The 24,197-nt window shown below is 66.9% G+C and carries 25 protein-coding genes and 1 tRNA gene; 9 read left to right on the top strand and 17 right to left on the bottom strand.

Annotated elements, in window-relative coordinates; all coding sequences use genetic code 11:
• Nucleotides 1-19 precede the first annotated feature (19 nt).
• Entirely contained in the window at nucleotides 20-289 is a 270-nt protein-coding gene (locus CVV76_RS03680; RefSeq protein ID WP_102223261.1) for an usg protein, read from the top strand.
• Nucleotides 290-320: 31 nt separating this feature from the next.
• Here CVV76_RS03680 and rocF read toward each other — a convergent pair whose 3' ends face one another.
• The 3 genes from rocF to CVV76_RS03665 are packed head-to-tail and all read right to left on the bottom strand — an operon-like array spanning nucleotide 321 to nucleotide 2,372.
• A complete protein-coding gene (rocF, locus tag CVV76_RS03675) occupies nucleotides 321-1,253 on the bottom strand; it encodes an arginase (RefSeq protein WP_102223260.1) in 933 nt (310 codons plus the stop codon).
• A gap of 49 nt (nucleotides 1,254-1,302) precedes the next feature.
• Complete coding sequence (locus CVV76_RS03670) at nucleotides 1,303-1,797, bottom strand: disulfide bond formation protein B (protein ID WP_102223259.1); 495 nt, start codon at nucleotides 1,795-1,797, stop codon at nucleotides 1,303-1,305.
• Complete coding sequence (locus CVV76_RS03665) at nucleotides 1,794-2,372, bottom strand: YqaA family protein (protein ID WP_102223258.1); 579 nt, start codon at nucleotides 2,370-2,372, stop codon at nucleotides 1,794-1,796. The genes CVV76_RS03670 and CVV76_RS03665 overlap by 4 nt, the downstream gene beginning before the upstream one ends.
• 146 nt (nucleotides 2,373-2,518) lie before the next feature.
• Here CVV76_RS03665 and CVV76_RS03660 point away from each other — a divergent pair.
• Nucleotides 2,519-2,602: transfer RNA gene (locus CVV76_RS03660), tRNA-Leu, on the top strand.
• Nucleotides 2,603-2,653: 51 nt separating this feature from the next.
• Here the strand turns inward: CVV76_RS03660 and CVV76_RS03655 are convergent.
• The 3 genes from CVV76_RS03655 to CVV76_RS03645 form a co-directional block, all read right to left on the bottom strand.
• The gene (locus tag CVV76_RS03655; protein WP_146010241.1) at nucleotides 2,654-3,181 is read right to left on the bottom strand and encodes a hypothetical protein; all 528 of its coding nucleotides are present in this window, start codon (nucleotides 3,179-3,181) and stop codon (nucleotides 2,654-2,656) included.
• A 270-nt stretch (nucleotides 3,182-3,451) separates the two neighbouring features.
• Nucleotides 3,452-3,814, bottom strand: coding sequence for a VanZ family protein (locus CVV76_RS03650; protein ID WP_146010240.1), 363 nt, complete (start codon nucleotides 3,812-3,814; stop codon nucleotides 3,452-3,454).
• 167 nt (nucleotides 3,815-3,981) lie between these two features.
• Entirely contained in the window at nucleotides 3,982-4,191 is a 210-nt protein-coding gene (locus CVV76_RS03645) for a hypothetical protein (protein ID WP_102223255.1), read from the bottom strand.
• An 880-nt stretch (nucleotides 4,192-5,071) separates the two neighbouring features.
• Here CVV76_RS03645 and CVV76_RS03640 point away from each other — a divergent pair.
• Nucleotides 5,072-5,941, top strand: a complete 870-nt coding sequence (locus tag CVV76_RS03640; RefSeq protein ID WP_102223254.1) for a Hint domain-containing protein — start codon at nucleotides 5,072-5,074, stop codon at nucleotides 5,939-5,941.
• A gap of 170 nt (nucleotides 5,942-6,111) precedes the next feature.
• Here the strand turns inward: CVV76_RS03640 and CVV76_RS03635 are convergent, their stop codons facing one another.
• Complete coding sequence (locus tag CVV76_RS03635; RefSeq protein ID WP_233192703.1) at nucleotides 6,112-6,717, bottom strand: nucleotidyltransferase family protein; 606 nt, start codon at nucleotides 6,715-6,717, stop codon at nucleotides 6,112-6,114.
• A 183-nt stretch (nucleotides 6,718-6,900) separates the two neighbouring features.
• Nucleotides 6,901-9,318 carry a GcvT family protein gene (locus CVV76_RS03630; protein WP_102223253.1) on the bottom strand — a complete coding sequence of 806 codons (2,418 nt, stop codon included), beginning with the start codon at nucleotides 9,316-9,318 and terminating at the stop codon, nucleotides 6,901-6,903.
• 214 nt (nucleotides 9,319-9,532) lie between these two features.
• On the opposite strand from CVV76_RS03630, the gene CVV76_RS03625 reads away from it, so the two are divergent.
• Nucleotides 9,533-10,120: a hypothetical protein gene (locus tag CVV76_RS03625; protein ID WP_102223252.1), complete on the top strand. Its 588-nt coding sequence runs from the start codon at nucleotides 9,533-9,535 to the stop codon at nucleotides 10,118-10,120.
• 183 nt (nucleotides 10,121-10,303) lie between these two features.
• On the opposite strand, the gene CVV76_RS03620 is transcribed toward CVV76_RS03625, so the two are convergent.
• The 6 genes from CVV76_RS03620 to CVV76_RS03595 form a co-directional block, all read right to left on the bottom strand.
• Complete coding sequence (locus CVV76_RS03620) at nucleotides 10,304-11,665, bottom strand: branched-chain amino acid ABC transporter permease (RefSeq protein WP_102223251.1); 1,362 nt, start codon at nucleotides 11,663-11,665, stop codon at nucleotides 10,304-10,306.
• A complete protein-coding gene (locus CVV76_RS03615; RefSeq protein WP_102223250.1) occupies nucleotides 11,662-12,672 on the bottom strand; it encodes a branched-chain amino acid ABC transporter permease in 1,011 nt (336 codons plus the stop codon). Before CVV76_RS03615 ends, CVV76_RS03620 begins: the two co-directional genes overlap by 4 nt.
• A gap of 3 nt (nucleotides 12,673-12,675) precedes the next feature.
• Nucleotides 12,676-13,380: an ABC transporter ATP-binding protein gene (locus tag CVV76_RS03610; protein ID WP_102223249.1), complete on the bottom strand. Its 705-nt coding sequence runs from the start codon at nucleotides 13,378-13,380 to the stop codon at nucleotides 12,676-12,678.
• A gap of 60 nt (nucleotides 13,381-13,440) precedes the next feature.
• A complete protein-coding gene (locus CVV76_RS03605; RefSeq protein ID WP_102223248.1) occupies nucleotides 13,441-14,223 on the bottom strand; it encodes an ABC transporter ATP-binding protein in 783 nt (260 codons plus the stop codon).
• A gap of 154 nt (nucleotides 14,224-14,377) precedes the next feature.
• Complete coding sequence (locus tag CVV76_RS03600; RefSeq protein WP_102223247.1) at nucleotides 14,378-15,580, bottom strand: ABC transporter substrate-binding protein; 1,203 nt, start codon at nucleotides 15,578-15,580, stop codon at nucleotides 14,378-14,380.
• A 170-nt stretch (nucleotides 15,581-15,750) separates the two neighbouring features.
• Nucleotides 15,751-16,764 (bottom strand): GlxA family transcriptional regulator, encoded by a 1,014-nt coding sequence (locus tag CVV76_RS03595; RefSeq protein WP_102223246.1) that lies wholly within the window; start codon nucleotides 16,762-16,764, stop codon nucleotides 15,751-15,753.
• A 470-nt stretch (nucleotides 16,765-17,234) separates the two neighbouring features.
• On the opposite strand from CVV76_RS03595, the gene CVV76_RS03590 reads away from it, so the two are divergent.
• Complete coding sequence (locus CVV76_RS03590; protein ID WP_102223245.1) at nucleotides 17,235-18,605, top strand: class II 3-deoxy-7-phosphoheptulonate synthase; 1,371 nt, start codon at nucleotides 17,235-17,237, stop codon at nucleotides 18,603-18,605.
• Between the two features lie 165 nt (nucleotides 18,606-18,770).
• Nucleotides 18,771-19,661, top strand: a complete 891-nt coding sequence (locus CVV76_RS03585) for a PfkB family carbohydrate kinase (RefSeq protein ID WP_102223430.1) — start codon at nucleotides 18,771-18,773, stop codon at nucleotides 19,659-19,661.
• Here the strand turns inward: CVV76_RS03585 and CVV76_RS03580 are convergent.
• Both CVV76_RS03580 and CVV76_RS03575 read right to left on the bottom strand, forming a co-directional pair.
• On the bottom strand, nucleotides 19,658-20,089 hold the full coding sequence (locus CVV76_RS03580) for a hypothetical protein (protein ID WP_102223244.1): 432 nt from the start codon (nucleotides 20,087-20,089) through the stop codon (nucleotides 19,658-19,660). The genes CVV76_RS03585 and CVV76_RS03580 overlap by 4 nt on opposite strands.
• A 20-nt stretch (nucleotides 20,090-20,109) precedes the next feature.
• Nucleotides 20,110-20,448, bottom strand: a complete 339-nt coding sequence (locus CVV76_RS03575) for a DUF883 family protein (protein ID WP_102223243.1) — start codon at nucleotides 20,446-20,448, stop codon at nucleotides 20,110-20,112.
• 210 nt (nucleotides 20,449-20,658) lie between these two features.
• On the opposite strand from CVV76_RS03575, the gene CVV76_RS03570 reads away from it, so the two are divergent.
• From CVV76_RS03570 to CVV76_RS03560, 3 genes are all read left to right on the top strand, one after another.
• Nucleotides 20,659-21,576 carry a pseudouridine-5'-phosphate glycosidase gene (locus CVV76_RS03570; protein ID WP_102223242.1) on the top strand — a complete coding sequence of 306 codons (918 nt, stop codon included), beginning with the start codon at nucleotides 20,659-20,661 and terminating at the stop codon, nucleotides 21,574-21,576.
• Between the two features lie 203 nt (nucleotides 21,577-21,779).
• Nucleotides 21,780-22,490: a DUF502 domain-containing protein gene (locus tag CVV76_RS03565; RefSeq protein WP_102223241.1), complete on the top strand. Its 711-nt coding sequence runs from the start codon at nucleotides 21,780-21,782 to the stop codon at nucleotides 22,488-22,490.
• Entirely contained in the window at nucleotides 22,491-23,102 is a 612-nt protein-coding gene (locus CVV76_RS03560; RefSeq protein ID WP_102223240.1) for a LysE/ArgO family amino acid transporter, read from the top strand.
• A gap of 286 nt (nucleotides 23,103-23,388) precedes the next feature.
• On the opposite strand, the gene CVV76_RS03555 is transcribed toward CVV76_RS03560, so the two are convergent.
• Nucleotides 23,389-24,162: a 3-hydroxybutyrate dehydrogenase gene (locus tag CVV76_RS03555; protein WP_102223239.1), complete on the bottom strand. Its 774-nt coding sequence runs from the start codon at nucleotides 24,160-24,162 to the stop codon at nucleotides 23,389-23,391.
• Between the last annotated feature and the right edge of the window lie 35 nt (nucleotides 24,163-24,197).

Genomic DNA, 24,197 nt, shown 5'->3' with positions numbered 1-24,197 from the left:
TCCGAGCAGGAGAAAAAGGATGCGCGAAAACGACACGGAACTGATGTTGAAGGGCTACGGCCTGACCACCGCCGAACTGTATTACCGGATGCCGGATTATCGCAACGTTCTCAATAGCTTCGTCTGGCAGGAATACGATCTGGCGCCGGATTATCCGCGGCTGTTCAAGTTCATCGAGTTCTGGCACGAGACGATCGAGGGGCCGTTGCACTCGGTGCGCTTTACCCATCAGCGGATGATCCGCCCCGGGGAATGGCGCAACGTGGTCGGGGAATTCCCGCTGCACTAGCCGCGAAGATCGCCGCACAAACCTCTGACGTCTAACCGAAACTCCGGGTCGGGCGATCAAAGACCTTGCGCCCCATGAGCGAGGCGGCGAGGTCCACCATCAGCTTTGCCGTGCGCGAACGTTCGTCGAGCGCGGGGTTCAGCTCCACCAGATCGAGCGAGGTCACCAGACCGGATTCGTGCAAGAGCTCCATCACCAGGTGCGCTTCACGGAAGGTCGTGCCGCCCGGCACCGTCGTGCCTACCGCCGGCGCGATCGAGGGATCCAGGAAATCGACGTCGAGCGAGACGTGCAGCATTCCCTCCGCGGCCTTCACCTTCTCCAGGAACTCGCGCAGCGGCGCGACGATGCCGTATTCGTCGAGCACCCGCATGTCGTTGATCTCGATCTCGTGGTCGAGGAGCGCGGCATGTTCTTCCGGGTCGACGGAGCGGATTCCGAAAAGACAGATGTTCGCTGCGGGCACCGGCGCCGGGAAGGGCGGGAAGGCGTCGAAATCGCCGCGTCCGGCGATATAGGCGAGCGGCGTGCCATGCAGGTTGCCGCTGGTCGTGGTCATAGGCGTGTGGAAATCGGAATGCGCGTCGAGCCACAGCACGAACAGCGGCCTGTCCACCGAGGCCGCGTGTGCCGCGGCCCCCGCCACCGACCCCAACGCCAGCGAATGGTCGCCCCCCAGCACGATCGGCAGGCCATCGGGCAGGGCAGCCGCGACCGCGGCCGAAAGCGCCTCGGTCCAGCCCACGGTCTCGGGCAGGGAATGCACCGCCGGGTTGGGGCTGGTCTGATCGCCGAGCGTGGGCAGGGTGACGTCGCCGCGATCCTCGACCCGGTGGCCGAGGCTGGCAAGCGCCTGCGCCAGCCCCGCGACGCGGTAGGCGGCAGGCCCCATCAGGCAGCCGGGGCGGCGTTGTCCGGAATCGATCGGCGCGCCGATCAGCAGGCAGGTGCGCGGCTCGGTCATCTGGGTCTCCTCCCTCTCGTTGCGGGGCCGGGCCGGCCGGCGCCGCGCCTCAGGCCTTGAAATCCAGCGGCGGGCGCGGCTTGCGGCGCGCGGCGACGATCCAGATCAGCATCAGAACGAAGCACAGCACCGCGTTCCACGCCGGCATCGTCAGCCCGAGGATCGGGAACGGCGGGTGAATCGCGTCGCAGCGCACGATCGGCGCGTTCATCAGCGCATTCAGCGCGTCCTTCGATGACATCGCGCCGAAGTTCTGGGTGGCGGTGCACTCGGTAAGGCCCTCCCACCATTTCATCTGCGTGCCCCATTGGTAGACACCGGTCACGATCCCCGCCAGCATCGCCAGCGCGCCCAGCCAGGAGACGCTGCGCCACGGCAGGATCAGGGCCGCGACGGCGACCACGATGCCCGCGCCATGTTCCCAGCGCTGGGTCATGCATAGCTCGCACGGGGCGAGCCCGCCGATATATTCGAACCCGAGCGCCACCAGAAGCGCCGCGACCGAGCCGAGCCCGGCGATGAGAACAAGTCTGTCACGTGTCATAGGTACCTCACGGCTGCGAAGCCCCCGATGAGGAGCAGTATGGCCAGGGTGAACACCAGCCCGAGCCGGCGTTCGATGAAGTCGCGGACCGGTTCGCCGAAGACCCTCAGAAGGCCCGCGATGATGTAGAAGCGCAAGCCCCGGGCCACGACCGAGGCGATCATGAAGACCCAGAAGTTCAGATGCGTCCAGCCCGAGACGATGGTGATCACCTTGTAGGGGAAGGGCGTCACCCCTGCGATCAGCACGGCCCAGGCGCCGTAGTCGTTGAACCGATGCGCGAATTCCTGCGCGGCCGACATCTTGCCGTAGAACTGCAGGATCGGTTCTCCGATCTGCTGAAACAGCACGGCGCCGATGCCATAGCCCGCGATTCCGCCCAGGACGGAGCCGACCAGCGCCACGCTTGCCACGCGCCAGGCGTGGCGGGGCCGGGCGATGACCATCGGGATGATCAGGACATCCGGCGGGATCGGAAAGATCGAGCTTTCGATGAAGGCCACGACGAACAGCGCCCAGTAAGCGTGCCGCGATTGCGCCAGCGAGATCGTCCAGTCGTAGGTCTTGCGCAGCATCACTCGCCTCGATCGGGGCCTCGCGGGTCTGGCTGCGTTGCAGCACGCGGGGGCGCCAAGGTCAAGCGAAGGCTGCTGGAACCGGGCGGGAGCGGCTGCGATGGGCGTTGACGCGGGCCGGGGGCGCGGCTATTGCCCGGGATCAGGCCCGAGTGGCGGAATGGTAGACGCAGCGGATTCAAAATCCGCCGCCGCAAGGCATGTCGGTTCGAGTCCGACCTCGGGCACCACGTTGAATTGTTATGCGCAGCGCAGCCGGGCAGGGCGCCCCGCCGGGGCGCTTACCCGGCCTTTCCGGTTGGCGCCTTGTCTGTCGGGGCGTGTGGTTCGGTGCTCCAGCCGTTCTCGGCGTAGCGGTCGCAGCTGTCGACCACCGGGGCGCAGTACTTGTCGAGAAGCGTGCGCCCGTTGTTGTCGCCAGAGAAGGCGACCTGGACAACCTTGCCGTTGATGAACCGCACCTGCATCGAGCAATTCGCCCCGCCGGCAAGCGATACCGATCCGGCCGTGCCCTCGAGGGGCCCGGCCTCGACGCTGGGAAGGCTCACGCTGACGCCGCCCCGCGTCGTCGTCTTGGTATAGGTCCAGATCGTCCCCTGGGCGCCGACATCCACCGTCGCGCTCGGAAAGCCCGCGCACATGCGGATGTCGGTCTGGTTGAGGCCGATCAGCTCCGTTCGGGAGACTTTAACGGCGTGATCCTCGGGCACCACGCGCGAGGTATCCTCCGGCCGGGAGCAGGACGGCAGCAGAAGGGCGCCCAGCAGGGCGAATACAAGTGTGACCGGTATGTCCCTGTCGGGCCGCATGAAAACAGATCGCATACCGAAGGGGATGTGGCGGCGGGCGCGGAAGTCAAACGTGCCGAGGCGTCTCGGCGGAAGGTTGCCCTCGTACCGGGGTCGGTTTGCGGGAACCTGCCGGCGCGGTCCTGTCCGCACGAAGGTTTGTGCGGTCGTGCGCGGCCCGCGTTGGCCTGCCTGCGTCGGCTCGGGCAGAGATCGGCAGGAAGGACCATGCCTCGCCCACGCGGTTCCGGGACGCGGGGCCGCGGCCCCACGGCACATGGTTGCAGGTGATCAGGTGCGGGTGCTGGCCGTCTTGCCCCCGCGGCGCAGCACGAATCGCAGCGAGGTGGTCGCGACGACCGCGATCACAATCCCGGTGCAATCGGCGTAGAAATCGTGGATGTCGCAGTCGCGACCGACAAAGGGCTGGATCAGTTCCACCGCGCCCCCAAGCAGCACCGCGAGCGGCACGGTGAACCACAGGAGACGGGGCCGCAGCAGGCCCGCCGGCGCGACGATGCTGCCGAAGCCGAGGAAGTGCTGGATCTTGTCGCTACCAAGCGCGCGGCTCGACAGGACAGGGTGCGGCGACAGCGTTCCGAACAGGATCAGCGCGCAGAGGGCGAGCGATATGGCGATGGTCAGGTTGACCATGGCCGCACCGGCGATCGGCCGGGGAGGAAGGGCTGCGTGTTCCATGGGGGGCAGGTAAGCAGTTTTGCCGTCGGAACGCCAATCTTCGGCGAGAAGATACGCAAGGGTCCGCCGGTCGTGCCGGTCCTGCGGGGCGTTGGGGTTTTCCTGCGGGAGACTGCCTGCGGTCAGTCCTGGGCGGGCCCGGCCACTGCGGCCTCTGGCATGGCGACCTCGCTCAGTGTGTTGGTCGACAGTGCGTTTGTCGGCAGTGTGTCGTCCGGGGCGCCCGCATCCTGTCCGGCGCGTCGGAACTGTCGGTAGGCATAGGCCACGCCGCCGAACAGCAGCACATGCGCCAGAAGTACCCCGAACCCGATGATGGAACCGTCGGCCATCCTTGCCTCCGTCTTTGCGGCCGGCCCTTTCGGTCGCCGCTTCACCCCTGATGTAGCCGTCGCGTCGCCGCAGGTCGCCGCGAAAAACCGTCGCGGGCGAAATCGTGGTAGGCGAGTGATTCGTGTCTGGTTAACCGTGCTGGGGCAACAATCTGTGGCATTTCCGGGAATTAGCCTGCGTCGCAGCATGTCTGGGATGCCTTTGTTTCGACACAATTGCCCTGAAATGGGGCAGTGCTTCGCCATAATTTGGACATCGTAACTGATCTCGTAAGCGAAACAATTCACTGCTCCCGCCGCGAGGCGAGGGGGCCGCGGCGCAGCGGGAATCCACCTCGTGAAAGCGTTAAAGCCTCGTGTATACAGGTGCTGCGCCTATCTTCCGGGCGCAGCAAGGCGGCACGGGATAGATTTCGAATGCGCAACAATGACTGTCAGGGCAGGGGGTTGGCACCCTTCCATAACGGCACCGAATGGCCCCGACCTGGCCCTCTGGATGCCATGGTTGCGCCACTTTTCCCTTTGCCGCGCCGGGGGCTGGCGGTACAAAGAACTCGTCCGATTGGGGGACATTATGGCCGTGGGGGCGGCCTGTAAGTGGTATGGCACTTAATCAGTGTGCCGGTCATGAGTACGAAAGAGCTGCCGGGCTGCGGGCGATCCGTCTGACCACCCGAATACCCTGAACCATGCACCTCCGCGGTGCCTGGATCCTGCTCCTTCGTCTCATGATCCGGTAACTGGCCATCACGATCAGGTCCGGCAATGGCTGCCATTCGGCGGCGTCGCTTTCCATGCGTCCGCGCGGCGCTCGGAAGCGGTCGGGTAATTGTGGGCCGATGGCGAACAGGCCGGGCCGGGTGACTTGGGAGTTTGGGCGATGACGAATCACGACGACGACAGCTGGGGCAGCGGCGGCCACACCGGCGGCGGGGACGATTGCGATACCGGCGGTCATGGCGGCGGCGATTCCTGGGGTTACACCGGGGGCGGCGACGGGGACCATCACTCGGGCGGTGACTCGAACGATTGCGACGATGGCAGCGGTGGCCACCACAGCAGTGGCGGCGATGACCACCATCACGGCGGCGGCGATGATTATCACCACCACGGGGGCGGCGGTCATCACGGCGGCGGCGACGATTGCCACAACCCGCCTCCGGTGCCCTGTTTCACGCCCGGCACGCTGATCGCGACGCCGAAGGGCGAGCGCCTGGTCGAGGATCTGGTGCCCGGCGACAAGGTCATCACCCGCGACAACGGCATTCAGGAGATCCGCTGGGCCGGCAAGACCGCGCTCGACTGGAAGGAACTGGCGGCGAACAGCCACCTGAAGCCGATCCTGATCCGCGCCGGGTCGCTGGGCGACGGCCTGCCGGAGCGTGACATGATGGTGTCGCCCAACCACCGCATCCTGGTGGCCAACGACCGCACCGCGCTCTACTTCGACGAGCACGAGGTTCTGGTCGCCGCGAAACACGTGGTCAACAACCAGGGCATCCATGCGATCGACTCGATGGGCACCACCTACATCCACTTCATGTTCGACAACCACGAGGTGGTGCTGTCGAACGGTGCCTGGACCGAAAGCTTCCAGCCCGGCGATTACACGCTCTCGGGCATGGGCAACTCGCAGCGTAGCGAGATCTTCGAACTCTTCCCGGAACTGCAGACCTCGGAGGGGATGGAAGGCTACACCGCGGCGCGCAAGACCCTGAAGCGGCACGAAGCGGCACTTCTCGGTCACTGAGGCCACCCCACGCAGCGGGGCCGGTGCTGATCACACCGGTTCCCGGCTCGTCCGGGGTATGGGGGCGCACTCTGGGCTTGAGCCGTGATGGCGGACCGGGTTTTCCCGGCCCGCCGTTTCGGCATTCAGGGCAATGACGTATCTTTGGCGCGATTGTTGGCGAGGAGGGGTCAGTTCTGCGCGGCGCGCCAGGCCTCCCACGCCTCGGGCGTGTCGAGATCGGTGGTAGCGCGCTGGCCCGGCAGGGCACGGAACCTCATGCGCCGGGCCTTGGCTTCCTCGCGCAGGATGTCACGCGCACCGGCATCGCCGGAAAGCTGCGCCAGCTGGGGGAACACCCGGCGCGGCAGGATCACCGGATGCCCCGGCGTGCCGTCGGTGGAGGTGGCGCGCAGCACGCGGTCAGGCGTGGTCAGAAAGTCGGCGATCAGCGTGCCAAGGTCCGCAGCGGTGATTTCGGGCAGGTCGGCCAGCAGCACCATCACGCCCTGTGTCTCGGTCGTGCCGATCGGCAGCATGCCCTTTCGGAGCGAAGCAGAAAGCCCCTCGGCCGCATCGTCCACTTGCTCGACCACCACCGGCAGCCCCGCGAGCGCGGCAAGCCGCCCCTCGTGAAACGGATGGCGCAGCGGCGGCAGGGTGACAACCACCTGTTGCCCGGTCGCCAGCGCCGCCGACGCGATGTGCCGCAGCAGCGCCTCGCCACCGACGTCCTGGGTCAGCTTGTCGGTGCCGCGCATGCGCCGGGAATCGCCCGCTGCGGGTATCAGGATCATGAGGTCGCTCATCACGCGATGATGGCCGCGGCCGCGAAGATGTGCAATCGGGTCCATGGCGCATCGGCGGGCGGTTGCAGGAAGAGCCTCATTAGGATGAAGTTTTTTCTTCAAGCCATTATGATGTAGTTACTATTTCTAACAGCGAATGCGGGGTATCTCCCCCGCCCCACCGGGAAGATATCAGCAGCGCATCCGTTCCGCCGCGGGATCCCAGAGCGACTGCGTGGTCAACCGGGCCGGACGCCGCTCTCCCAGGATCTCGATCTCGACGGCAAGGCCCTCGGCGATCCGCTCGGTCGGCAGGAAACCGATGGCGACCGATTGCCCGGTGTGGTGCGAATAGCCGCCCGAGGTGCAGTAACCGACCACCTCATCGTCAAGCCAGATCGGCTCCCACGCGATGACATCGGCGCCGTCGGCCTCGACGATGAAATTGGCAAGCTTGCGGGCGGGGCCTTCGGTGCGCTCCGTCTCGGCGGGTTTGCGGCCGATGAAGTCGGCCTCCTTCTTCCAGCGGATGAAGCGGTCGAGGCCGGTCTCGGCGGGGGTGTAATCCGGCGTGAATTCGCGCCCCCAGGACCCGAAGAAACGGTCGAGCCGCAGCGACATCATCGCCCGCATGCCGAAGGGTTTCAGCCCGAATTCCTGCCCCGCAGGCCAGAGCACGTTCCACAGATGCCGCACCGACATGTGGTCGCAATAGATTTCGAACCCCAGATCGCCGGTGTAGCTGACGCGCTGCACCAGGCAATCGGCCATGCCGATGGTCATGCGCTTCACATCCATGAAGCGGAAGGCCTCCGCGCTGACATCGGCATGGTGAACCACCTTGGCCAGCAGGTCGCGGGCCCTCGGCCCCGCAATGGTGAACCCCGTGCGGCTGTCCGAGATGTTTTCCAGCGTTACGCCGTCTTCCATATGCGTCTCAAACCAGCGCATGTGCCAGTCCTGCGCGCCGTAGCTCGCGGTCAGCTGGAATTCCTCGGGGCCGAGGCAGGAGACGGTGAAGTCGCCATAGAGATGACCGCTTTCCGATAGCATCGGGGTGAGCGAGATTCGCCCCTCCGCCGGGATCAAGCCGGCCATGATCCGGTCGAGCCAGGCGCGCGCGTTCGGTCCCTTCACCAGGTACTTGCCAAAGTTCTGAAGCTCATTGATTCCAACGGCTTCGCGGACGGCCTTTACCTCGGCAGCCGTGGCCTCCCATGCGTTGGAGCGGCGGAAAGTCGGGGTCTCGAACGTGGGCTCCCCCTCGGGGGCGAAGTAGTTCACCACCTCCAGCCCGTATTGCTGGCCCCAGACCGCGCGCATGCCGTCGAACACGTCGTACATCGGCGTCATGCGGAACGGGCGCGCGGCGGGTTTTTCTTCGTTCGGATAGGCCACGGAAAAGCGCGTCTGGTAGTTCTCGATCACCTTGGGCACGGTATAGCCCGGCGTGGTCCAGTTGCCGAAGCGGGCGACGTCGAAACCGCGCGGGTCGCGCTCCGTCTCGCCATGGATCATCCATTGCGCCAGCATCAGGCCCATGCCGCCACCCTGGCTGAAGCCCGCCATCACGGCGCAGGCGGACCAGTAGTTCCTCAGCCCCGGCACCGGGCCGAGCAGCGGGTTGCCGTCCGGGGCGAAGGTGAAGGGGCCGTGGATCACCGATTTCACGCCGGCACGTTCCAGCACCGGGAAGCGGCGATAGGCGAATTCGATCGAATCCGAGATCTTGTCGAGGTTGTCGGGCAGCAGTTCATGGCCAAAGCCCCAGGGCGTGCCGCCGATCGCCCAACCCTCGCAGGGTTTCTCGTAGAACCCGATGCAGAGGCCGCGGCCTTCCTGCCGCAGATAGCTTTCACCGCCCGGGTCCATGACATGGGGAAACTCGCTGCCGCGCTCATAGATTTCCGGAATATCGTCGGTCACCACGTATTGATGCGCCATCGGCAGGAGCGGCAGGTAGACGCCCGCCATCGCGCCGACCTCGCGCGCCCAGAGACCGCCCGCGTTGACCACGTGTTCGGCGATGACCGTGCCCTGTTCGGTGACCAGCTCCCACGAGCCATCCGCCAGAGGATTGGTTTCCAACACCCTGTTGTGCAAAACGATTTCGGCCCCGCCCATGCGCGCGGCCTTGGCATAGGCATGCGTGGTGCCCGACGGGTCGAGGTGGCCGTCCAGAGGATCGTACAGCGCGCCGATGATGCCGTCAGTGTTGACGATCTCGGCGAAGTCCTTCACCTCCGACGGCGACAGGATCCGCGTGTCGAGGCCCATGTAACGGTGCTTGGCCCGTTCGGCCTTGAGCATGTCGAAGCGCGCCTCGGTGTCGGCCAGGGTGATCCCGCCAACATGGTGCAAGCCGCAGGAAAGCCCCGTGATCTCCTCGAGCTCGCGGTAGAGACGGATGGTATAGCCCTGCAGCGCCGCCATGTTGGTGTCGCCGTTGAGCGTATGGAACCCGCCCGCCGCGTGCCAGGTGGAACCCGAGGTCAGCTCCGACCGCTCGATCAGCATGACGTCGGACCAGCCAAGCTTCGTCAGGTGGTAAAGAACCGAACAGCCGACGACTCCGCCGCCGATCACGGCCACTCTGGTGTGCGATTTCATGGGGGACTCCTGGCACTGTAGGGGGCCCGGTGCGGGCGTCTTCTGGCGCCAGAGTGGTGGGCCGCCGGGGTGGAATCATGTCGGGAAACGACAGATCGTGTCGCGAAGGGGCAGGGTGCCCGGGGCCGGTGCGCCGCCGGTGTCTCGGACGGGACGGAACGGGCTCGCCAGCTCTGCGTTTCCCCTCCATCGCCGCCGACCGAGGAGGAATGCGATGCCCACCGTCCTGTCTCACCGCACCCGCGCCACCCTTGCCGCGGTACTGCTGTCGTCCCTGCCCGCCGCCGCCCTCGCGCAGAACGCGGCCCCCGCCAGCCCCGAACCGCTGACCGGCGCGGTGAACGGCGCGGCCGCGTCGGCGACGCCGCGCTATCTCGACGACCGCTCGACACCGGAGCGGCTGATCCGCTCGCTCTACAACGCGATCGCGCTCCAGCAATACGCCCGGGCGTGGAACTACTACGGGCCGCAGAAACCGGTCGAAAGCTACAAGGCCTTCGCCCAGGGCTACGCCGGAACCACCGGGGTCCGCCTGGCCTTCGGCAAGGTGACCGAAGAGGGCGCCGCGGGCAGCACCTACGCCACCATCCCGGTGGCGATCGCCGCGCAAAGCGCCGACGGCGTGCAGGTCTTCGGCGGCTGCTACCTGACCCGGTTGGAAGAGCCGCAGATCGCCGCGCCGGACTTCACGCCGATGTTCATCGTCAAGGGCCACCTTGAGAAACGCGGCCACGGCGATAGCGCCGATCTCTCCTCGGCCGTGCCCAGATCGTGTTCCCCGGAAGCCGAACCGGCATTCTGATCCCGCCCGGTCGCCGGCGTATTTGCGGAACAATGAAAACAGGAACTTGTGCCCTTCCTTTCATTGTTCCGCAAATACGCATCTTCCCTGGCGGCCCGCGCGGTGGGCAGGTCCGGGGCGCCAGCTGAGACGAAGAGGCCCGGGCACCTGGCCCGGGCCGATGAGGGGGCCGCGCGCCTGCCCTCACTTCTCGGGGATCAGGCCCCTTGGCGAGAACCTGAGGACGAGGAGAAGCACGATACCCATGGTCATCAGGCGCATCTGTTCGGCGCTTTCGCGCAGGTGGCCCTTCAACGCCCAAGTGTTGGGCATCGGGTCGGTGATCAGTGCAAGCAGCCACTTGCCCACCGGCTCCACCTCGATCCACAGGAAATAGATCAGCAGGCCGCCGAGCACCGAGCCCCAGTTATTGCCCGAGCCGCCGACGATCACCATCACCCAGATCAGGAAGGTCCAGCGCAGCGGTTGATAGGTCGTGGGCGAGAACAGCCCGGTGTACGAGGTCACCATCGCGCCGGCGATGCCGATCACCGCCGAGCCGATGACGAAGACCTGCAGGTGCCTCGCCTTGACGTCCTTGCCCATCGCCTCGGCCGAGATCTCGTTGTCGCGGATCGCGCGCATCATCCGGCCCCAGGGCGATTTCAGCGCCAACTCGACGAGAGTCAGGATCACGATCAGGATGACCGCGAAGATCACCACGTATTCCAGCTGCACGATCCGGTTGGCGGCGTTGGTGGGGTCGAGCCCCCAGGACTTCGCCCAGGAAATGAAACCGGCATGTTGCTGCAGGTCGACCTGCTGCGGCACCGGATAGGGGCGCGGCAAGCCGTAGACGTTCTTCACCCCGCGGTCGAGCCAGTCCTCGTTCTTCAGCACTGTGACGATGATTTCGGCGATACCGAGCGTTGCGATGGCGAGGTAGTCCGAGCGCAGCCCCAGCGCCGTCTTGGCGACAATCCAGGCGGCGCCGGCAGCGATCAGCCCGCCCACCGGCCAGGCCACCCAGACGGCGAGTTGCAGGGCGGTGTCCTTGCTCGCCCCGAGGAGCTGGAAGAACCACGCCACGCCGAGGCCGCCGATGTTCCCCGCAGCCGAAGCGTTGATCGCCTCGACGGCGGTGACGCCCGGATCGAAGACCGCGCGGTAGACGATGAAGCCGACGATCAGCAGCACGATCAGCGCCAGCGCCCGAACCTTGCCCTTCGGCATCCAGCGCCACAGGCCGATCGCCAGCAGCACCACCGCCGCACCGATCGCCAGGGCGATCGGGATCATCCAGCCGCCCGCCGTCCAGGCCTGCGGCCGGGCGGTCGTGGCGATCAGCACCATGGCGAGCGAGCCGAGCGCGGAAAAGCCCATGACGCCAACGTTGAAGAGCCCGGCGTAGCCCCATTGCATGTTCACCCCCAGCGCCATGATCGCCGAGGCGAGGCCGACGACGAGCATGTCGAGCGCCGCCCCCCAGCTCTGCATCAGGGCGGAGGCGAGGAACATCATGGCCAGCACGAGGAACAGCAGCGAATTCTTGACGGGAGCGCTCATACCGATTTCCCCTTGAACAGTCCTGTCGGCTTGAACAGGAGCACGATGATCAGGATGACGAAGGAGACGGCGTATTTGTAATCCGTCCCCATCAGCTGCGCGAGGCCGTCCGGCACCAGCGCCGAGGGCAGCCAGTAGCCAAGCACCTTCTTCCAGGCATAGGTGACCGCGACCTCGGAATAGGCCACGATGAAGCCGCCGCCGATGGCGCCCAGCGGATTGCCGAGTCCCCCCACGACGGCGCTTGCGAAGATCGGCAGCAGAAGCTGGAAGTAGGTGAAGGGCTTGAACGATTTATCGAGGCCGTAGAGCACGCCCGCGATCGTCGCCAGCCCCGCCACGATGATCCAGGTCACCATCACCACGCGTTCGGGGTTGATGCCCGACAGCAGCGCGAGGTCCTCGTTGTCGGAAAACGCGCGCATCGACTTGCCGGTGCGGGTCTTGTTCAGGAACCAGAATAGAAGGGCCACGACGATCACGGCGGTGACCACGGTGATCACCTGCGTCGTGCGGACGGCAAGGCCTTCCTCCATCCCCGTCGCCATCTTGAACTTGCCCGCTGTGATCAGGAAGCGCGAGCCGTCGGCGAAATTCTGTTCGCCGGTCCCGATAATGAAGCGGGTGAGGCCGTTCATGACGAACATCACCCCCATCGACACGATCACGAGGATCACCGGCGCGGCCTTGGCCCGTCGGTAGAAGCGATAGACGACGCGGTCGGTGCCCAGCACGAACAGCGCGGTGCCGATGATGCCCAGCGGCAGCGCCAGAAGGGCGGTCGGCAGCGGGCCAAGGCTGATGCCCCAGCTCTGGAACAGCCATGTGAAGAGGATGGTGATCATGGTCCCGAAGGCCATGGTGTCGCCATGGGCGAAGTTCGAGAACCTGAGAATCCCGTAGACCAGCGTCACCCCCAGCGCCCCCAGCGCCAGCTGCGCGCCGTAGGAGGTGGCGGGGATCAGCACGTAGTTCGCGAGCGCGATGAGACCGTTTAGGAAATCCATGGCTCAGCCCCCCAGGAAGGTTCTGCGGACCTCGGGGTCGGCCAGAAGCGCCTCGCCCGTGTCGGTGTAGCGGTTGGCACCCTGCACGAGGACATAGCCCTTGTCGGCGATCTCGAGCGCCTGGCGGGCGTTCTGTTCGACCATGAGGATCGAGATGCCGGTGCGGGCGACCTCGATGATCCGGTCGAAAAGCTCGTCCATCACGATGGGCGAGACGCCGGCGGTGGGTTCGTCGAGCATCAGGAGCTTGGGCTGGGTCATCAGCGCGCGGCCGACGGCCACCTGCTGGCGCTGGCCGCCGGAAAGCTCACCCGCCGCCTGCCGGCGCTTTTCCTTGAGGATCGGGAACAGGGTGTAGATCTGCTCGATCGTCGCGCGGATGTCGTCGCGGCGCAGGAAGGCGCCCATCTCGAGGTTTTCCTCGACCGTCATCGAGGTGAAGATGTTCGAGGTCTGCGGCACGAAGGCCATGCCCTGCGCGACCCGGTCCTGGGGCGAGAGCCCGGTGATGTCGGTGCCGTCGAGCACGACGCGGCCCTTGCGCAGGTTCAGCATGCCGAAGACCGCCTTCATTGCGGTCGACTTGCCGGCGCCGTTCGGGCCGACGATGACGGCGATCTGTCCCTTGTCGACCGCGATGGTGCAGTCGTGCAGGATGTCCGCGGCGCCATAGCCGCCCGTCATCGCCTCTCCAATCAGGAATGGCATTGGTTTCTATCCCCCTGGAATGTCGACGAAAAACGGCCTGCCCCCGAGGGGCCGGGCCGCTTACGCCTCGGCTTTTGCCTTGTTCTTGAGACCGGTGCCCAGATAGGCCTCGATCACCGCCTCGTTTTCCATGATATGCGCGGCCGACCCTTCGGCCAGCACGCGGCCCTCGGCCATCACGATGACCGGGTCGCAGAGGCGGCCGATGAAATCCATGTCGTGCTCGATCACGCAGAAGGTGTAGCCACGTTCCTTGTTCAGCCGCACGATCGCGTCGCCGATGGTGTTCAGAAGCGTCCGGTTCACGCCGGCGCCCACCTCGTCGAGGAAGACGATCTTGGCGTCGACCATCATCGTGCGGCCCAGTTCCACAAGCTTCTTCTGCCCGCCCGAGATGTTCCCCGCCTTTTCGTCGGCGATATGGGAAATGGTCAGGAATTCAAGAACTTCGTCTGCCTTCTTGGCAAGCGCCCTTTCCTCTTCGCGGATCGCGCCGCGGCGGAACATGGCGTTCCAGAGCGTTTCGCCATGCTGGTGCGGCGGCACCATCATCAGGTTCTCGCGTACCGTCATCGAGCTGAACTCATGCGCGATCTGGAAGGTGCGCAGCAGCCCCTTGTGAAACAGCTGGTGCGGGGCGAGGCCGGTGATGTCCTCGCCATCCATGATGACGCGCCCCGAGGTGGGCGGCAGGCGCCCGGCGATGACGTTGAAGAGGGTGGTCTTTCCGGCCCCGTTCGGCCCGATCAGACCGGTGATCGACCCCTTGGCGATCTCCAGCGAGGCGCCGTCCACCGCGTGGAAGCCCCCGAAATGTTTGTGCAGGTTCTCGACAACGATCATTCGTGTCTCAAAGCCCCCTGTTTGAGGCCCCTGTTGACCGGCGCGCGTGGAAGGGGCCGGGCCAGGGGCGCATTTGATTGCGCGCGATGGTTACTCTGTCTACGGCAACGGCCCGGGCATGACCCGGGCCGTTCCTATCATCAGGCGAGACGCATCACTTGTATTCCAGCGTTTCGCGCTTGCCGTCCTTGTAGTCGTAGATCTTGAAGTTGCCCTTGGCATCGCCTTCGCCGACCAGCGACACGTTGGTCGCGCCGACATAGTCGATCTTCTTGCCTTCCGAAAGCAGCTCCAGGCCCTTGCCCAGCTGACCGGGATAGATCTTTTCGCCCGGGCCGTTGGCCACGTCCATGATCTTGTCCTTGTAGACCTTGGGATCGGTCGACTTGGCGGCCTGCATGGCCAGCATCATGAGCGCCGCGGCGTCATAGCTTTCGCCGGTGTAGGACGAGGTGCCGTCGAACGCCGGCTTGGCTTTCTTGGCGAGGTCGAGGAAGTCCTTGGCGCCCGGGCTGTCGGTGCCGGGGACGGAGCCCATCGACCCGTCAAGCTGCTTGCCGAAGGTTTTCAGCAGCGTGTCGCCGTACATCCCGTCGGGGAAGAAGAACTTCGAGAAGGCGCCCGAGTCGAGCGCGGCTTGCACGATGCCCTTGCCGCCCTGGTCGACATAGCCCACGTCCACCAGCATGTCGCCGCCGGCCGACGCCATGGAGCCGACTTCGGCAGAGTAGTCGGCCTTGCCGTCCTCATGCGGGACCACAATGGTGACCTTGCCGCCGCCCTTCTCGTAGGCCGCCTTGAAGCTGTCGGCGAGCCCCTTGCCGTAGTCGTTGTTGGTGTAGGTCACGGCGACCGACTTGATGCCTTTCGCAAGGATCACATCTGCCATCACTTGGCCCTGACGCGCATCCGACGGGGCGGTGCGGAAGAACAGCCCGTCGTCCGGCGCGGTCGAAAGCGCGGGCGAGGTGGCCGAGGGCGAGATCATCACCACGCCGTTCGGGCGCGCGACGTTCTGCAGGATGGCGCCGGTGACGCCCGAGCAGTCGGCGCCCATGATCCCGGCGATGTGGTCGGCGGTGACCAGGCGCTCGGCCGTCGCGGTGGCGGCGGTGGCGTCGATACAGGTGGAGTCGCCGCGATCGGGAACGATCTTGTCGCCGTCCATGAACTTGCCCGAGGCATTCACCTCGCTGATCGCCATCTCTGCCGAGGCGGCCATGGCGGGGGTGATCGATTCGAGCGGGCCGGTGAAGCCGAGGATGATCCCCATCTTCACGTCCTTGGCCATCGCGCCGGTGGCGCCCATCGAGGCGCCGAGCGCGACCGCGGCGCTAGCCAGCAGCAGTTTCTTCATTTGTTGTCTCCCATGTTGGATCGTGACCCTGGCCGAACCCTAAGACGGGTCTCGGGAAAAGGGAAGATATTCGGATGGAGGGCATCACGGATTGCGATGGATTGGCGTGTTATCCCTCAAGAACGCCCCTTATCCCCTTGTAATAAGGGGTTTACGCAGGGGCAGGCTGATCAGATGGACAGTCTCGTTCCATGTGAACCGCGTTCACGATATGGTGTCGTGTTGTAATGGGCGCGATAGCACTTCGAGAAGTGCGAGGGAGAGGCGAAACCGCAGGCCAGCGCCACGTTGATCACGCTCATGTCTGTCTGCATCAGCAGGTTGCGCGCCTTTTGCAGGCGCAGCTCCATGTAATAGCGCTTGGGGCTGCGGTTGAGGTAACGGCGGAACAGCCGCTCCAGCTGGCGGGTGGACATGCCCACCTCGCGCGCAAGATCGGCGGGGCTGATCGGATCCTCGATCGCCTGCTCCATCTTCTGGATCACGCCGGCCAGCTTGGGGTGGCGCACGCCGATCCGGGTGGGGATCGACAGGCGCTGGGTATCCTGGTCGGTGCGGATCGCGGAATAGATCAGCTGGTCGGCCACCGCGTTCGCCAGATCCTCGCCATGGTCGTCCGCGATCAGCTTCAGCATCAGGTCGATCGAGGCCGTTCCCCCCGCGGTCGACATCCGCTGGCCATCGACGACGAAGACCGACTTGGTCAGGTTGACCTCCTCGAACTCCTCGAGGAAACCGTCCTGGTTCTCCCAGTGGATGGTCGCGCGCTTGCCGTCCAGAAGACCCGCGCGGGCCAGCGCATAGGCCCCGGTACAAAGCCCGCCCATGGTCACCCCGCGCCGCGCCTCGCGCCGCAGCCAGTTGATCACCGACCGTGTGGTCGCCTTCTGCACGTCGATCCCGCCGCAGACCAGCAGCACATCCTCGCGCACCAGCTCGTCGAGACCGATGTCGAGCCGGAACGACGCCCCGTTGGAGCAGGTCACGAAATCGCCGCTCTCGCCGGCCAGCCGCCAGGTGTAGACCTCGCGCCCGGCCATGCGGTTGGCGATGCGCAGGGGCTCCACCGCGCCGGCGAAGCTGAGCATCGTGAAATTGTCGAGCAGCAGAAACACGAAGCGCCGCGGTGGCTGTGCGCCAGCGGGACGGGCAGGGCGAAGCGAGGCGGCCGGGCGAACGGGCATAACGCGACCTGTGCATGTCGTTTCCGCACTACGGAAACAGGTATCAGCGCCCGCTACAAGAGGTTGATCGGCCAGTCAAGCACGACCGTGCGACCCGGACCGGACGGCGCTCTCGCACGCCCCCCGACGCACGCCCCCCGACGCCCGCAGCCGACGCACGGGATATTCCCCCTCGGCAGAAACGAAACGCCCTGATCTTCTTCTGAGCGAAAATATCCCGGGGGGTGCAGGGGGCAGCGCCCCCGCCGCCGTCCTCTCCACCCGCCCGGACCCTCGTCACAGAAGCGCTGCCCCCATGCGGCCGCCCAGGAAAGACCGCGAACCACTGCCCGAAAATCAGGCACCTGCCACCCGCGCGCCGGGTCTTTGCGCTTTGCAATGATGACCTGCTCGCGTATACCCGCGACCGACCTGCGGTCGGGATGCCCCCGGCCGCCCTACAGGACGACGACCCGGAACTGGAGACGACGATGACCAAGGGCTGGACCAAATCCGACTGGCGCACCAAGCCGCGGGTGCAGATGCCCGAGTATCCCGACGCCGCCGCGGTCGCGGGGGTGGAGGCCACGCTCTCGCGCATGCCGCCTCTGGTCTTCGCGGGCGAGGCGCGCAAGCTCAAGCAGAAGCTCGCCGCCGTGTCCGAAGGCCGCGCGTTCCTGCTGCAGGGCGGCGATTGCGCCGAGAGCTTCAGCGAATTCTCGGCCGACAACATCCGCGACACCTTCCGCGTGCTGCTGCAGATGGCCGTCGTGCTGACCTACGGCGCCAAGGTGCCGGTGGTGAAGGTGGGCCGCATGGCCGGCCAGTTCGCCAAGCCGCGCTCGGCAGCGACCGAGACGGTGAAGGGGGTGGAGCTGCCCTCGTACCGCGGCGACATCATCAACGGCTTCGACTTCACTCCCGAGGCGCGGATCCCCGATCCGGCGCGGATGCTGCAGGCCTACACCCAGGCCGCGGCCTCGCTGAACCTGCTGCGCGCCTTCTCCACGGGGGGGTTCGCCGACATTCACCGGGTGCATTCCTGGACCCTGGGCTTTGCCGAAGACGACAAGGCGGAACGCTACCGCGAACTGTCGAACCGGATCGGCGACGCGCTCGACTTCATGAACGCGGCCGGGGTGAACGCCGACACCACCAGCGCCATGTCGACGGTGGATTTCTACACCTCGCACGAGGCGCTTCTGCTGGAATACGAAGAGGCGCTCTGCCGGGTCGATTCGACCTCGGGCCTGCCGATCGCGGGCTCGGGCCACCTGATCTGGATCGGCGACCGTACCCGCCAGCCGGACGGCGCGCATGTCGAATTCTGCAAGGGCGTGCAGAACCCGATCGGCCTGAAATGCGGCCCCTCGCTGGAGGTCGACGACCTCAAGGTGCTGATCGAGAAGCTGAACCCGGAGAATGAGGCCGGGCGCCTTACCCTGATCGCGCGCTTCGGCGCGGGCAAGGTGGGCGACCACCTGCCGAAGCTCGTCCGCGCGGTGCAGGAGATGGGCGCGCGTGTCGCCTGGACCTGCGACCCGATGCACGGCAACACGATCAAGTCGGCCTCGGGCTTCAAGACCCGGCCGTTCGAGAGCGTGCTGCGCGAGGTGCGCGAGTTCTTCGCGGTTCACAACGCGGAAGGAACGATCCCCGGCGGCGTGCATTTCGAGATGACCGGCAAGGACGTGACCGAATGCACCGGCGGCGTGCGTGCGGTGACCGACGGCGATCTCTCGTCGCGCTATCACACCGCCTGCGACCCGCGCCTAAACGCCTCGCAATCGCTTGAGCTCGCGTTCCTCGTCGCCGAGGAACTGTCGAGCCGCCACGGCATGCAGCGCGCCGCAGCGCTTTGAGCGGCGTGGCCGCCCGGAGAGCGCCGGGGGCTTCGCGCCCCCGGACCCCCGCGGAGGATTTCCGCCAGGATGAGGGCAAGGGCGCCTTCCTTCCAACTTCATCCTTGTCGAAATACTCACGGCTCCAGGCTTGTCACGGATATGACGCTCGGGCATGAGGCGGCGATGACCACACGTCCTGACATCCTCTGCATCGGTGCCGTCCTGTGGGACATCATCGGCCGTTCCCCTTCGGCGCTGCGGCTCGGTTCGGACGTGCCGGGCCGGATCACCCGGATCCCCGGGGGAGTGGCGATGAACATCGCGCAGACGCTTGCGCGGTTCGGGCTGCATCCGGCGGTGCTGACCGCGGTCGGCCAGGATGCCGAGGGGCGGGAACTGATCGCCGCTTGCCGGCCGCTGGGGGTCGACACCGACTATGTCTATCGTTCCGACGATCTGCCGACCGATCGCTACATGGCGATCGAGGGCGGCGGCGGGCTGGTGGCCGCGATCGCCGATGCGCATTCGCTGGAAACGGCCGGGGCAAAGATCCTGGCGCCGCTGGAAGATGGCCGTCTGGGCCGGGAAGGGGCGCCTTGGACCGGGCCGGTCGCGCTCGACGGGAACCTGACGCAGGCGCTTCTGTCCGAGATCGCCGAGAGCCCGCTGCTTGCCGCCGCCGACCTGCGGCTTGCCCCGGCCTCCCCCGGCAAGGCGGAGCGGCTGATGCCGCTGCTTGGCCACCGGAGGGCCACGCTCTACGTCAATCTGGAGGAGGCGGGGCTGCTTTGCCATTGCCAGTTCGGGACGGCGGAAGCCGCGGCCGAGGGGCTGATGGCGCGCGGCGCGCGCCGGGTGCTGGTGACGGATGGCGGCCGGGCCTGCGCCGACGGCAGCGGGGCGGGCATCATCTCGCGCGTGCCGCCCCCGGTCATGGTGCGCCGCGTCACCGGTGCCGGCGACAGTTTCATGGCCGGCCACGTCGTGGCCGAGCTGCGCGGTGACGACCGCGCATCCGCGCTTGAGGCGGCGCTGAAATCGGCGGCCGATTACGTCTCGGGCGAGGTGGTCTAACCCTCGTCCTCGCCTTCGCTCTCGGTCTCGCCGCCCATCGCGAGGCCCGCGAACAAGGCCGCCCCGAAGGCCAGGAGCGGCGCGTTGCGCAGGATCGGCGCGGTCTCGATCAGCGCGAGGCGGAGCGCCCGCACCTGGTTGGCGCGGCGCAGCATCCGGGCGCGCCTGGCACGGCGGCGGGCGCGCACCATCAGGCCCCAGACGATCAGCGCCAGCAGCAGGGCCGACAGCGCGGCCGTCCCCAGCGCCACCAGCACGCCGTAGCTTTGCGCCAGAGCGGTCACGCCCAGAGCGATCCCGAAGCCGAGCGCCAGCACCACGCAGAGCGCGATGATCGCACCGAAGGCGGCCTCGGCGGCAAAACGCCCCCGGACCGCCCCGATCTCTTCGCGCAGCAAAGCCGCGAATATTCTGGGGATGATCCCCATCCCGACGTTCCCCCCTGCCGTCAGCGCCGGCGCAGGAAGATGCCCAGCGCAAAGCCGCCCAGCGCGGCGATGCCCAAGGTGCGCCACGGACGCGCCTGCGTCTCGGCCAGGATCCGGCTTTCGACGCCGGCCCATTCGTTGCGGGCGCGGTCGGCCGCCTTGCCTGCCGCTTCCGACCCGCGCGCGACGCCCTCGGCCACCTTGGCCTTGGCGGAATCGCGGGCCACGGTCGCGCTATCCTGGCCGAGGCGGCCCATCAGCGAGATGACGTTGCTCATTTCGTTGCGCAGCGCCGCGACTTCGGCGGCAAGGTCGGGAACTTCGGGTTTCGTGTCGGTGGACTTCGTCGTGGTCGCCATGACAGGCCTCCTGTGGCTGGGCTTGAGATTTGATCGACCAACGCACGACCGCGTCGGGAAGTTCCCGCGACACCGCGCCGCGGCCGGCCGGGGCGCGGCGCTGGGGGAACCGCCCTGTCCGGCGGCGTGAAGACCTTGCCCGCAAAGGGGGATTGCGCTCTTCCGCGGTGCCTGCGATAGGGCGGGCTTCGATCCGGAACGGAGGCCCTGATGACCGAACTGATCCTGTCCCGAGAGGTGGCCGAGGCGCAGCAGGCGGGGCGTCCGCTGGTGGCGCTGGAATCGACCATCATCAGCCATGGCATGCCCTGGCCCCGCAACGTCGAGACTGCCCGTGCGGTCGAGGCCGAGATTCGCGGCGCTGGGGCCGTGCCCGCGACCATCGCCGTGCTGGACGGCAAGCTGCACATCGGTCTCGATGCGGCCGCGCTTGACCGGCTGGGGCAGGCGACGGGGGTTCGCAAGCTCTCGCGCGCCGACCTCGCGGTCTGTCTGGCCGAGGGGGCCACGGGGGCCACGACGGTGGCGGCGACGATGATTGCGGCGGCGCTGGCGGGGATCTCGGTCTTTGCCACCGGGGGCATCGGCGGGGTGCACCGCGGCGCGGAGGAGACGTTCGACATCTCGGCCGACCTGCGCGAGCTGTCGCTGACCCCGGTCACGGTGGTGGCGGCCGGGGCGAAGGCGATCCTCGACGTGCCCAAGACGCTCGAGGTGCTGGAAACCAATGGCGTGCCGGTGATCGCCTACGGGCAGGAGGGCTTTCCCGCCTTCTGGTCGCGTGAGTCGGGGTTGAAGGCGCCGCTCAGCATGAACAGCGCGGCGGCGATCGCCCGGGCGCATCTGGCGCGCGGCGCGCTGGGGCTGGCGGGCGGCCAGCTGGTTGCCAACCCGATCCCCGCCGAGGCGGAGATCCCGCGGGCCGAGATCGTTCCGGCGATCGAGGCCGCGCTGGCGGTAGCCGTGGAGCAGGGGATCGCGGCCAAGGAAGTGACGCCCTTCCTCCTGGGCCGGATCTTCGAGATCACCGAGGGCCGCTCGCTTGAGGCCAATATCGCGCTGGTGCTGTCGAACGCCCGCCTCGCCGCGGCGATCGCGGTCGAGATCGCGGCGCAGTCGTCGCGCTAGACGTCCCGGGGCGCAGGTTCGCGACCGCCTAAGTCCCCGGCTGCGCGTCCCTTTGCGTGCACGTGGTGACCGGCGCCGCGGCGCCGGTCGGGATGGCTTCGCCCGGTCACCTGATCTGATCATCGGGCAGGGAACTGCTGTGCGCCGCCCATTGCGGGGCGCACGTGCGCCCCGTACAGTCTGCCCTGACGACAGGGACGCGCATGACCGAACACGACGAGCATCACCCGAAAAAGCGCCGCCGGTTCGGGCGGTTGCGCAATTCTTTCCTGACCGGCCTGGTGGTCGTGCTGCCGATCGGCCTGACCCTTTACCTGATCTGGACGGTGACCGGCTGGATCGACAGCTGGGTGCTGCCCTTCATCCCGCGCAGGTTCCAGCCGGGCAGCCTTCTGGGCGACTGGCTGGGGCCGCAGTTCGCGATCAACATCCGCGGCGTCGGCGTCATCATCTTTCTCGTCTTCACGGTGATCGTCGGCTGGCTGGCCAAGGGCATCATCGGCCGCTCGATGCTGGGCTGGGGCGAGCGGATGGTCGACCGGATGCCCGTCGTGCGTTCGATCTACGCGGGGCTGAAGCAGATCGCCGAGACGGTCTTTGCCCAGACGGAATCGAATTTCGACAAGGCCTGCCTGGTGGAATACCCGCGCAAGGGGATCTGGGCGATCGGCTTCGTCTCGACCAATGCCAAGGGCGAGATCGCGCAGCGCATCCCGGCGGAGGAGGCGATCGTGTCGGTCTTCCTGCCGACCACGCCAAACCCGACCTCGGGCTTTCTGCTGTACCTGCCTGCCTCGGAGGTGACGCTCCTCGACATGAAGGTCGAGGACGCGGCAAAGCTGATCATCTCGGCCGGGCTGGTGTATCCCAACCCCAAGGATCCGGCCACGCCCCCGGCGAAGGCCGCGCGCTAGATGCTGGGACCCGCGCTGACCGGCTTCCTCACCGGAGGGTCGCTGATCCTTGCGATCGGGGCGCAGAATGCCTTTGTCCTGCGGCAGGGGCTATTGCGTGCGCATGTGCTGCCGCTCGTCCTGCTCTGTTCGCTGTCTGATGCGGTGCTGATCTCTGCCGGGGTCACCGGCTTCGGTGCGGTGGTGTCGCTGGTGCCCTGGCTGCCGCGGGTGATGTCACTGGCCGGCGCGGCATTTCTGGCGGTCTACGGCGCGCAAAGGATGATCGCCGCGTGGCGGGGGGATTACGCGCTGGTGCTGGCGGGGCAGAGCGCGGGGCTGGGGCGGACGCTGGCCGTGGGCGCCGCCTTCACCTGGCTGAACCCGCATGTCTACCTTGATACGCTGGGGCTGATCGGCGCGGTGTCGACACAGTTCCACGGGGTGGAGACGAAGGCGGCCTTCGGGATCGGCGCGGTCTGCGCCTCCTTCGCGTTCTTCTTCTCGCTGGGCTACGGGGCGCGGCTTCTGGCGCCGGTCATGACCTCGCCCCGCGCGTGGCGAGTGCTCGACCTGTTCATCGGGCTGGTGATGTGGGGGCTGGCGTTCGAACTGATCCGCGGGGCGGTCTGACCCGTGGATCAGGCGCGCTGAGGGTAGGGCCCTCCCGGGGAGAGGCGGGCGCCGCCCGGGGTGATCGCCCGGCGAAACGGAATTGCATTTCGAAAGGGCAGGTCCGGCCCGATGCGCGGTCACACGTGGCGACGGCAGGGCAAGCGCCGGCCCGTCCGGGCGGACGCTTTTCACCCTTGCACGACGCTCCGACGATGGAGGGGCCTGACTGGCATGAAGCGCCGAAGTTCAGGGGTGGGATGCGCCACCCCACGGGCCGGCGCTGTCCCGGCTTGCCATGATGCGCTTAGAGCGCGGTCCAGCCGCCGTCGACGCTGATCGTCGTGCCGGTGATCTGGCGTGCCGCCTCGGAGCACAGGAAGACCGCGGTGCCGCCGATCTCCTCCACCGTCGCGAATTCGCGCGAGGGCTGGCGGTCGAGCATGACCTCGCGGATCACCGTCTCGCGGTCCATGCCATGGGTCTTCATCTGGTCGGGGATCTGCGCCTCGACCAGCGGTGTCAGCACGTAGCCCGGGCAGATGGCGTTGCAGGTGACACCCTTGCCCGCGGCCTCTAGCGCGACGGTTTTGGTCAGGCCGACGATGCCGTGCTTGGCCGCGACATAGGCCGATTTGTAGGGCGAGGCGGTCAGGCCATGGGCCGAGGCCACGTTGACGATCCGGCCCCAGCCCTTGTCGCGCATGCCCGGCAGGGCCGCGGCGATGGTGTGGAAGGACGAGGTCAGGTTGATCGCGATGATCCGGTCCCATTGGGCCACTGGGAATTCCTCGATCGGCGCGACGTGCTGGATGCCCGCGTTGTTCACCAGGATGTCGCAGCCACCCGCGCGTTCCACCAACGCGCGACAGGCTGCGCCGTCGGACATGTCGGCCGCGATATAGCTAACCTCCACCCCGTGGCGCGCGGCGATCTCGGCGGCGAGCGCGTGATCCTCGTCTCGGTCGGTGAACGAGTTGATCACGACCTCGGCCCCGGCGCCGGCCAGCGCCTCGGCCACGCCCAGCCCGATGCCCGAGTTCGACCCGGTGACGATCGCGCGTTTTCCCTGAAGGTTCATGCTTGGTGCTCCCTTGCGGCATCTCGGCGCACCAT

It is taken from the genome of Acidimangrovimonas sediminis (assembly GCF_002871005.1).
GTDB classification, from domain to species: domain Bacteria; phylum Pseudomonadota; class Alphaproteobacteria; order Rhodobacterales; family Rhodobacteraceae; genus Acidimangrovimonas; species Acidimangrovimonas sediminis.
The sequence above is the reverse complement of the archived record's forward strand: the minus strand, read 5'-3'. Positions and strand labels throughout refer to the sequence as shown.

Excerpts from the sequence above, each read along its gene's own strand:
- CVV76_RS03680 (WP_102223261.1), top strand. The coding sequence starts at position 20 with ATGCGCGAAAACGACACGGAACTGATGTTGAAGGGCTACGGCCTGACC.
- rocF (WP_102223260.1), bottom strand. The coding sequence starts at position 1,253 with ATGACCGAGCCGCGCACCTGCCTGCTGATCGGCGCGCCGATCGATTCC.
- CVV76_RS03670 (WP_102223259.1), bottom strand. The coding sequence starts at position 1,797 with ATGACACGTGACAGACTTGTTCTCATCGCCGGGCTCGGCTCGGTCGCG.
- CVV76_RS03665 (WP_102223258.1), bottom strand. The coding sequence starts at position 2,372 with ATGCTGCGCAAGACCTACGACTGGACGATCTCGCTGGCGCAATCGCGG.
- CVV76_RS03655 (WP_146010241.1), bottom strand. The coding sequence starts at position 3,181 with ATGCGGCCCGACAGGGACATACCGGTCACACTTGTATTCGCCCTGCTG.
- CVV76_RS03650 (WP_146010240.1), bottom strand. The coding sequence starts at position 3,814 with ATGGTCAACCTGACCATCGCCATATCGCTCGCCCTCTGCGCGCTGATC.
- CVV76_RS03645 (WP_102223255.1), bottom strand. The coding sequence starts at position 4,191 with ATGGCCGACGGTTCCATCATCGGGTTCGGGGTACTTCTGGCGCATGTG.
- CVV76_RS03640 (WP_102223254.1), top strand. The coding sequence starts at position 5,072 with ATGACGAATCACGACGACGACAGCTGGGGCAGCGGCGGCCACACCGGC.
- CVV76_RS03635 (WP_233192703.1), bottom strand. The coding sequence starts at position 6,717 with ATGATCCTGATACCCGCAGCGGGCGATTCCCGGCGCATGCGCGGCACC.
- CVV76_RS03630 (WP_102223253.1), bottom strand. The coding sequence starts at position 9,318 with ATGAAATCGCACACCAGAGTGGCCGTGATCGGCGGCGGAGTCGTCGGC.
- CVV76_RS03625 (WP_102223252.1), top strand. The coding sequence starts at position 9,533 with ATGCCCACCGTCCTGTCTCACCGCACCCGCGCCACCCTTGCCGCGGTA.
- CVV76_RS03620 (WP_102223251.1), bottom strand. The coding sequence starts at position 11,665 with ATGAGCGCTCCCGTCAAGAATTCGCTGCTGTTCCTCGTGCTGGCCATG.
- CVV76_RS03615 (WP_102223250.1), bottom strand. The coding sequence starts at position 12,672 with ATGGATTTCCTAAACGGTCTCATCGCGCTCGCGAACTACGTGCTGATC.
- CVV76_RS03610 (WP_102223249.1), bottom strand. The coding sequence starts at position 13,380 with ATGCCATTCCTGATTGGAGAGGCGATGACGGGCGGCTATGGCGCCGCG.
- CVV76_RS03605 (WP_102223248.1), bottom strand. The coding sequence starts at position 14,223 with ATGATCGTTGTCGAGAACCTGCACAAACATTTCGGGGGCTTCCACGCG.
- CVV76_RS03600 (WP_102223247.1), bottom strand. The coding sequence starts at position 15,580 with ATGAAGAAACTGCTGCTGGCTAGCGCCGCGGTCGCGCTCGGCGCCTCG.
- CVV76_RS03595 (WP_102223246.1), bottom strand. The coding sequence starts at position 16,764 with ATGCCCGTTCGCCCGGCCGCCTCGCTTCGCCCTGCCCGTCCCGCTGGC.
- CVV76_RS03590 (WP_102223245.1), top strand. The coding sequence starts at position 17,235 with ATGACCAAGGGCTGGACCAAATCCGACTGGCGCACCAAGCCGCGGGTG.
- CVV76_RS03585 (WP_102223430.1), top strand. The coding sequence starts at position 18,771 with ATGACCACACGTCCTGACATCCTCTGCATCGGTGCCGTCCTGTGGGAC.
- CVV76_RS03580 (WP_102223244.1), bottom strand. The coding sequence starts at position 20,089 with ATGGGGATCATCCCCAGAATATTCGCGGCTTTGCTGCGCGAAGAGATC.
- CVV76_RS03575 (WP_102223243.1), bottom strand. The coding sequence starts at position 20,448 with ATGGCGACCACGACGAAGTCCACCGACACGAAACCCGAAGTTCCCGAC.
- CVV76_RS03570 (WP_102223242.1), top strand. The coding sequence starts at position 20,659 with ATGACCGAACTGATCCTGTCCCGAGAGGTGGCCGAGGCGCAGCAGGCG.
- CVV76_RS03565 (WP_102223241.1), top strand. The coding sequence starts at position 21,780 with ATGACCGAACACGACGAGCATCACCCGAAAAAGCGCCGCCGGTTCGGG.
- CVV76_RS03560 (WP_102223240.1), top strand. The coding sequence starts at position 22,491 with ATGCTGGGACCCGCGCTGACCGGCTTCCTCACCGGAGGGTCGCTGATC.
- CVV76_RS03555 (WP_102223239.1), bottom strand. The coding sequence starts at position 24,162 with ATGAACCTTCAGGGAAAACGCGCGATCGTCACCGGGTCGAACTCGGGC.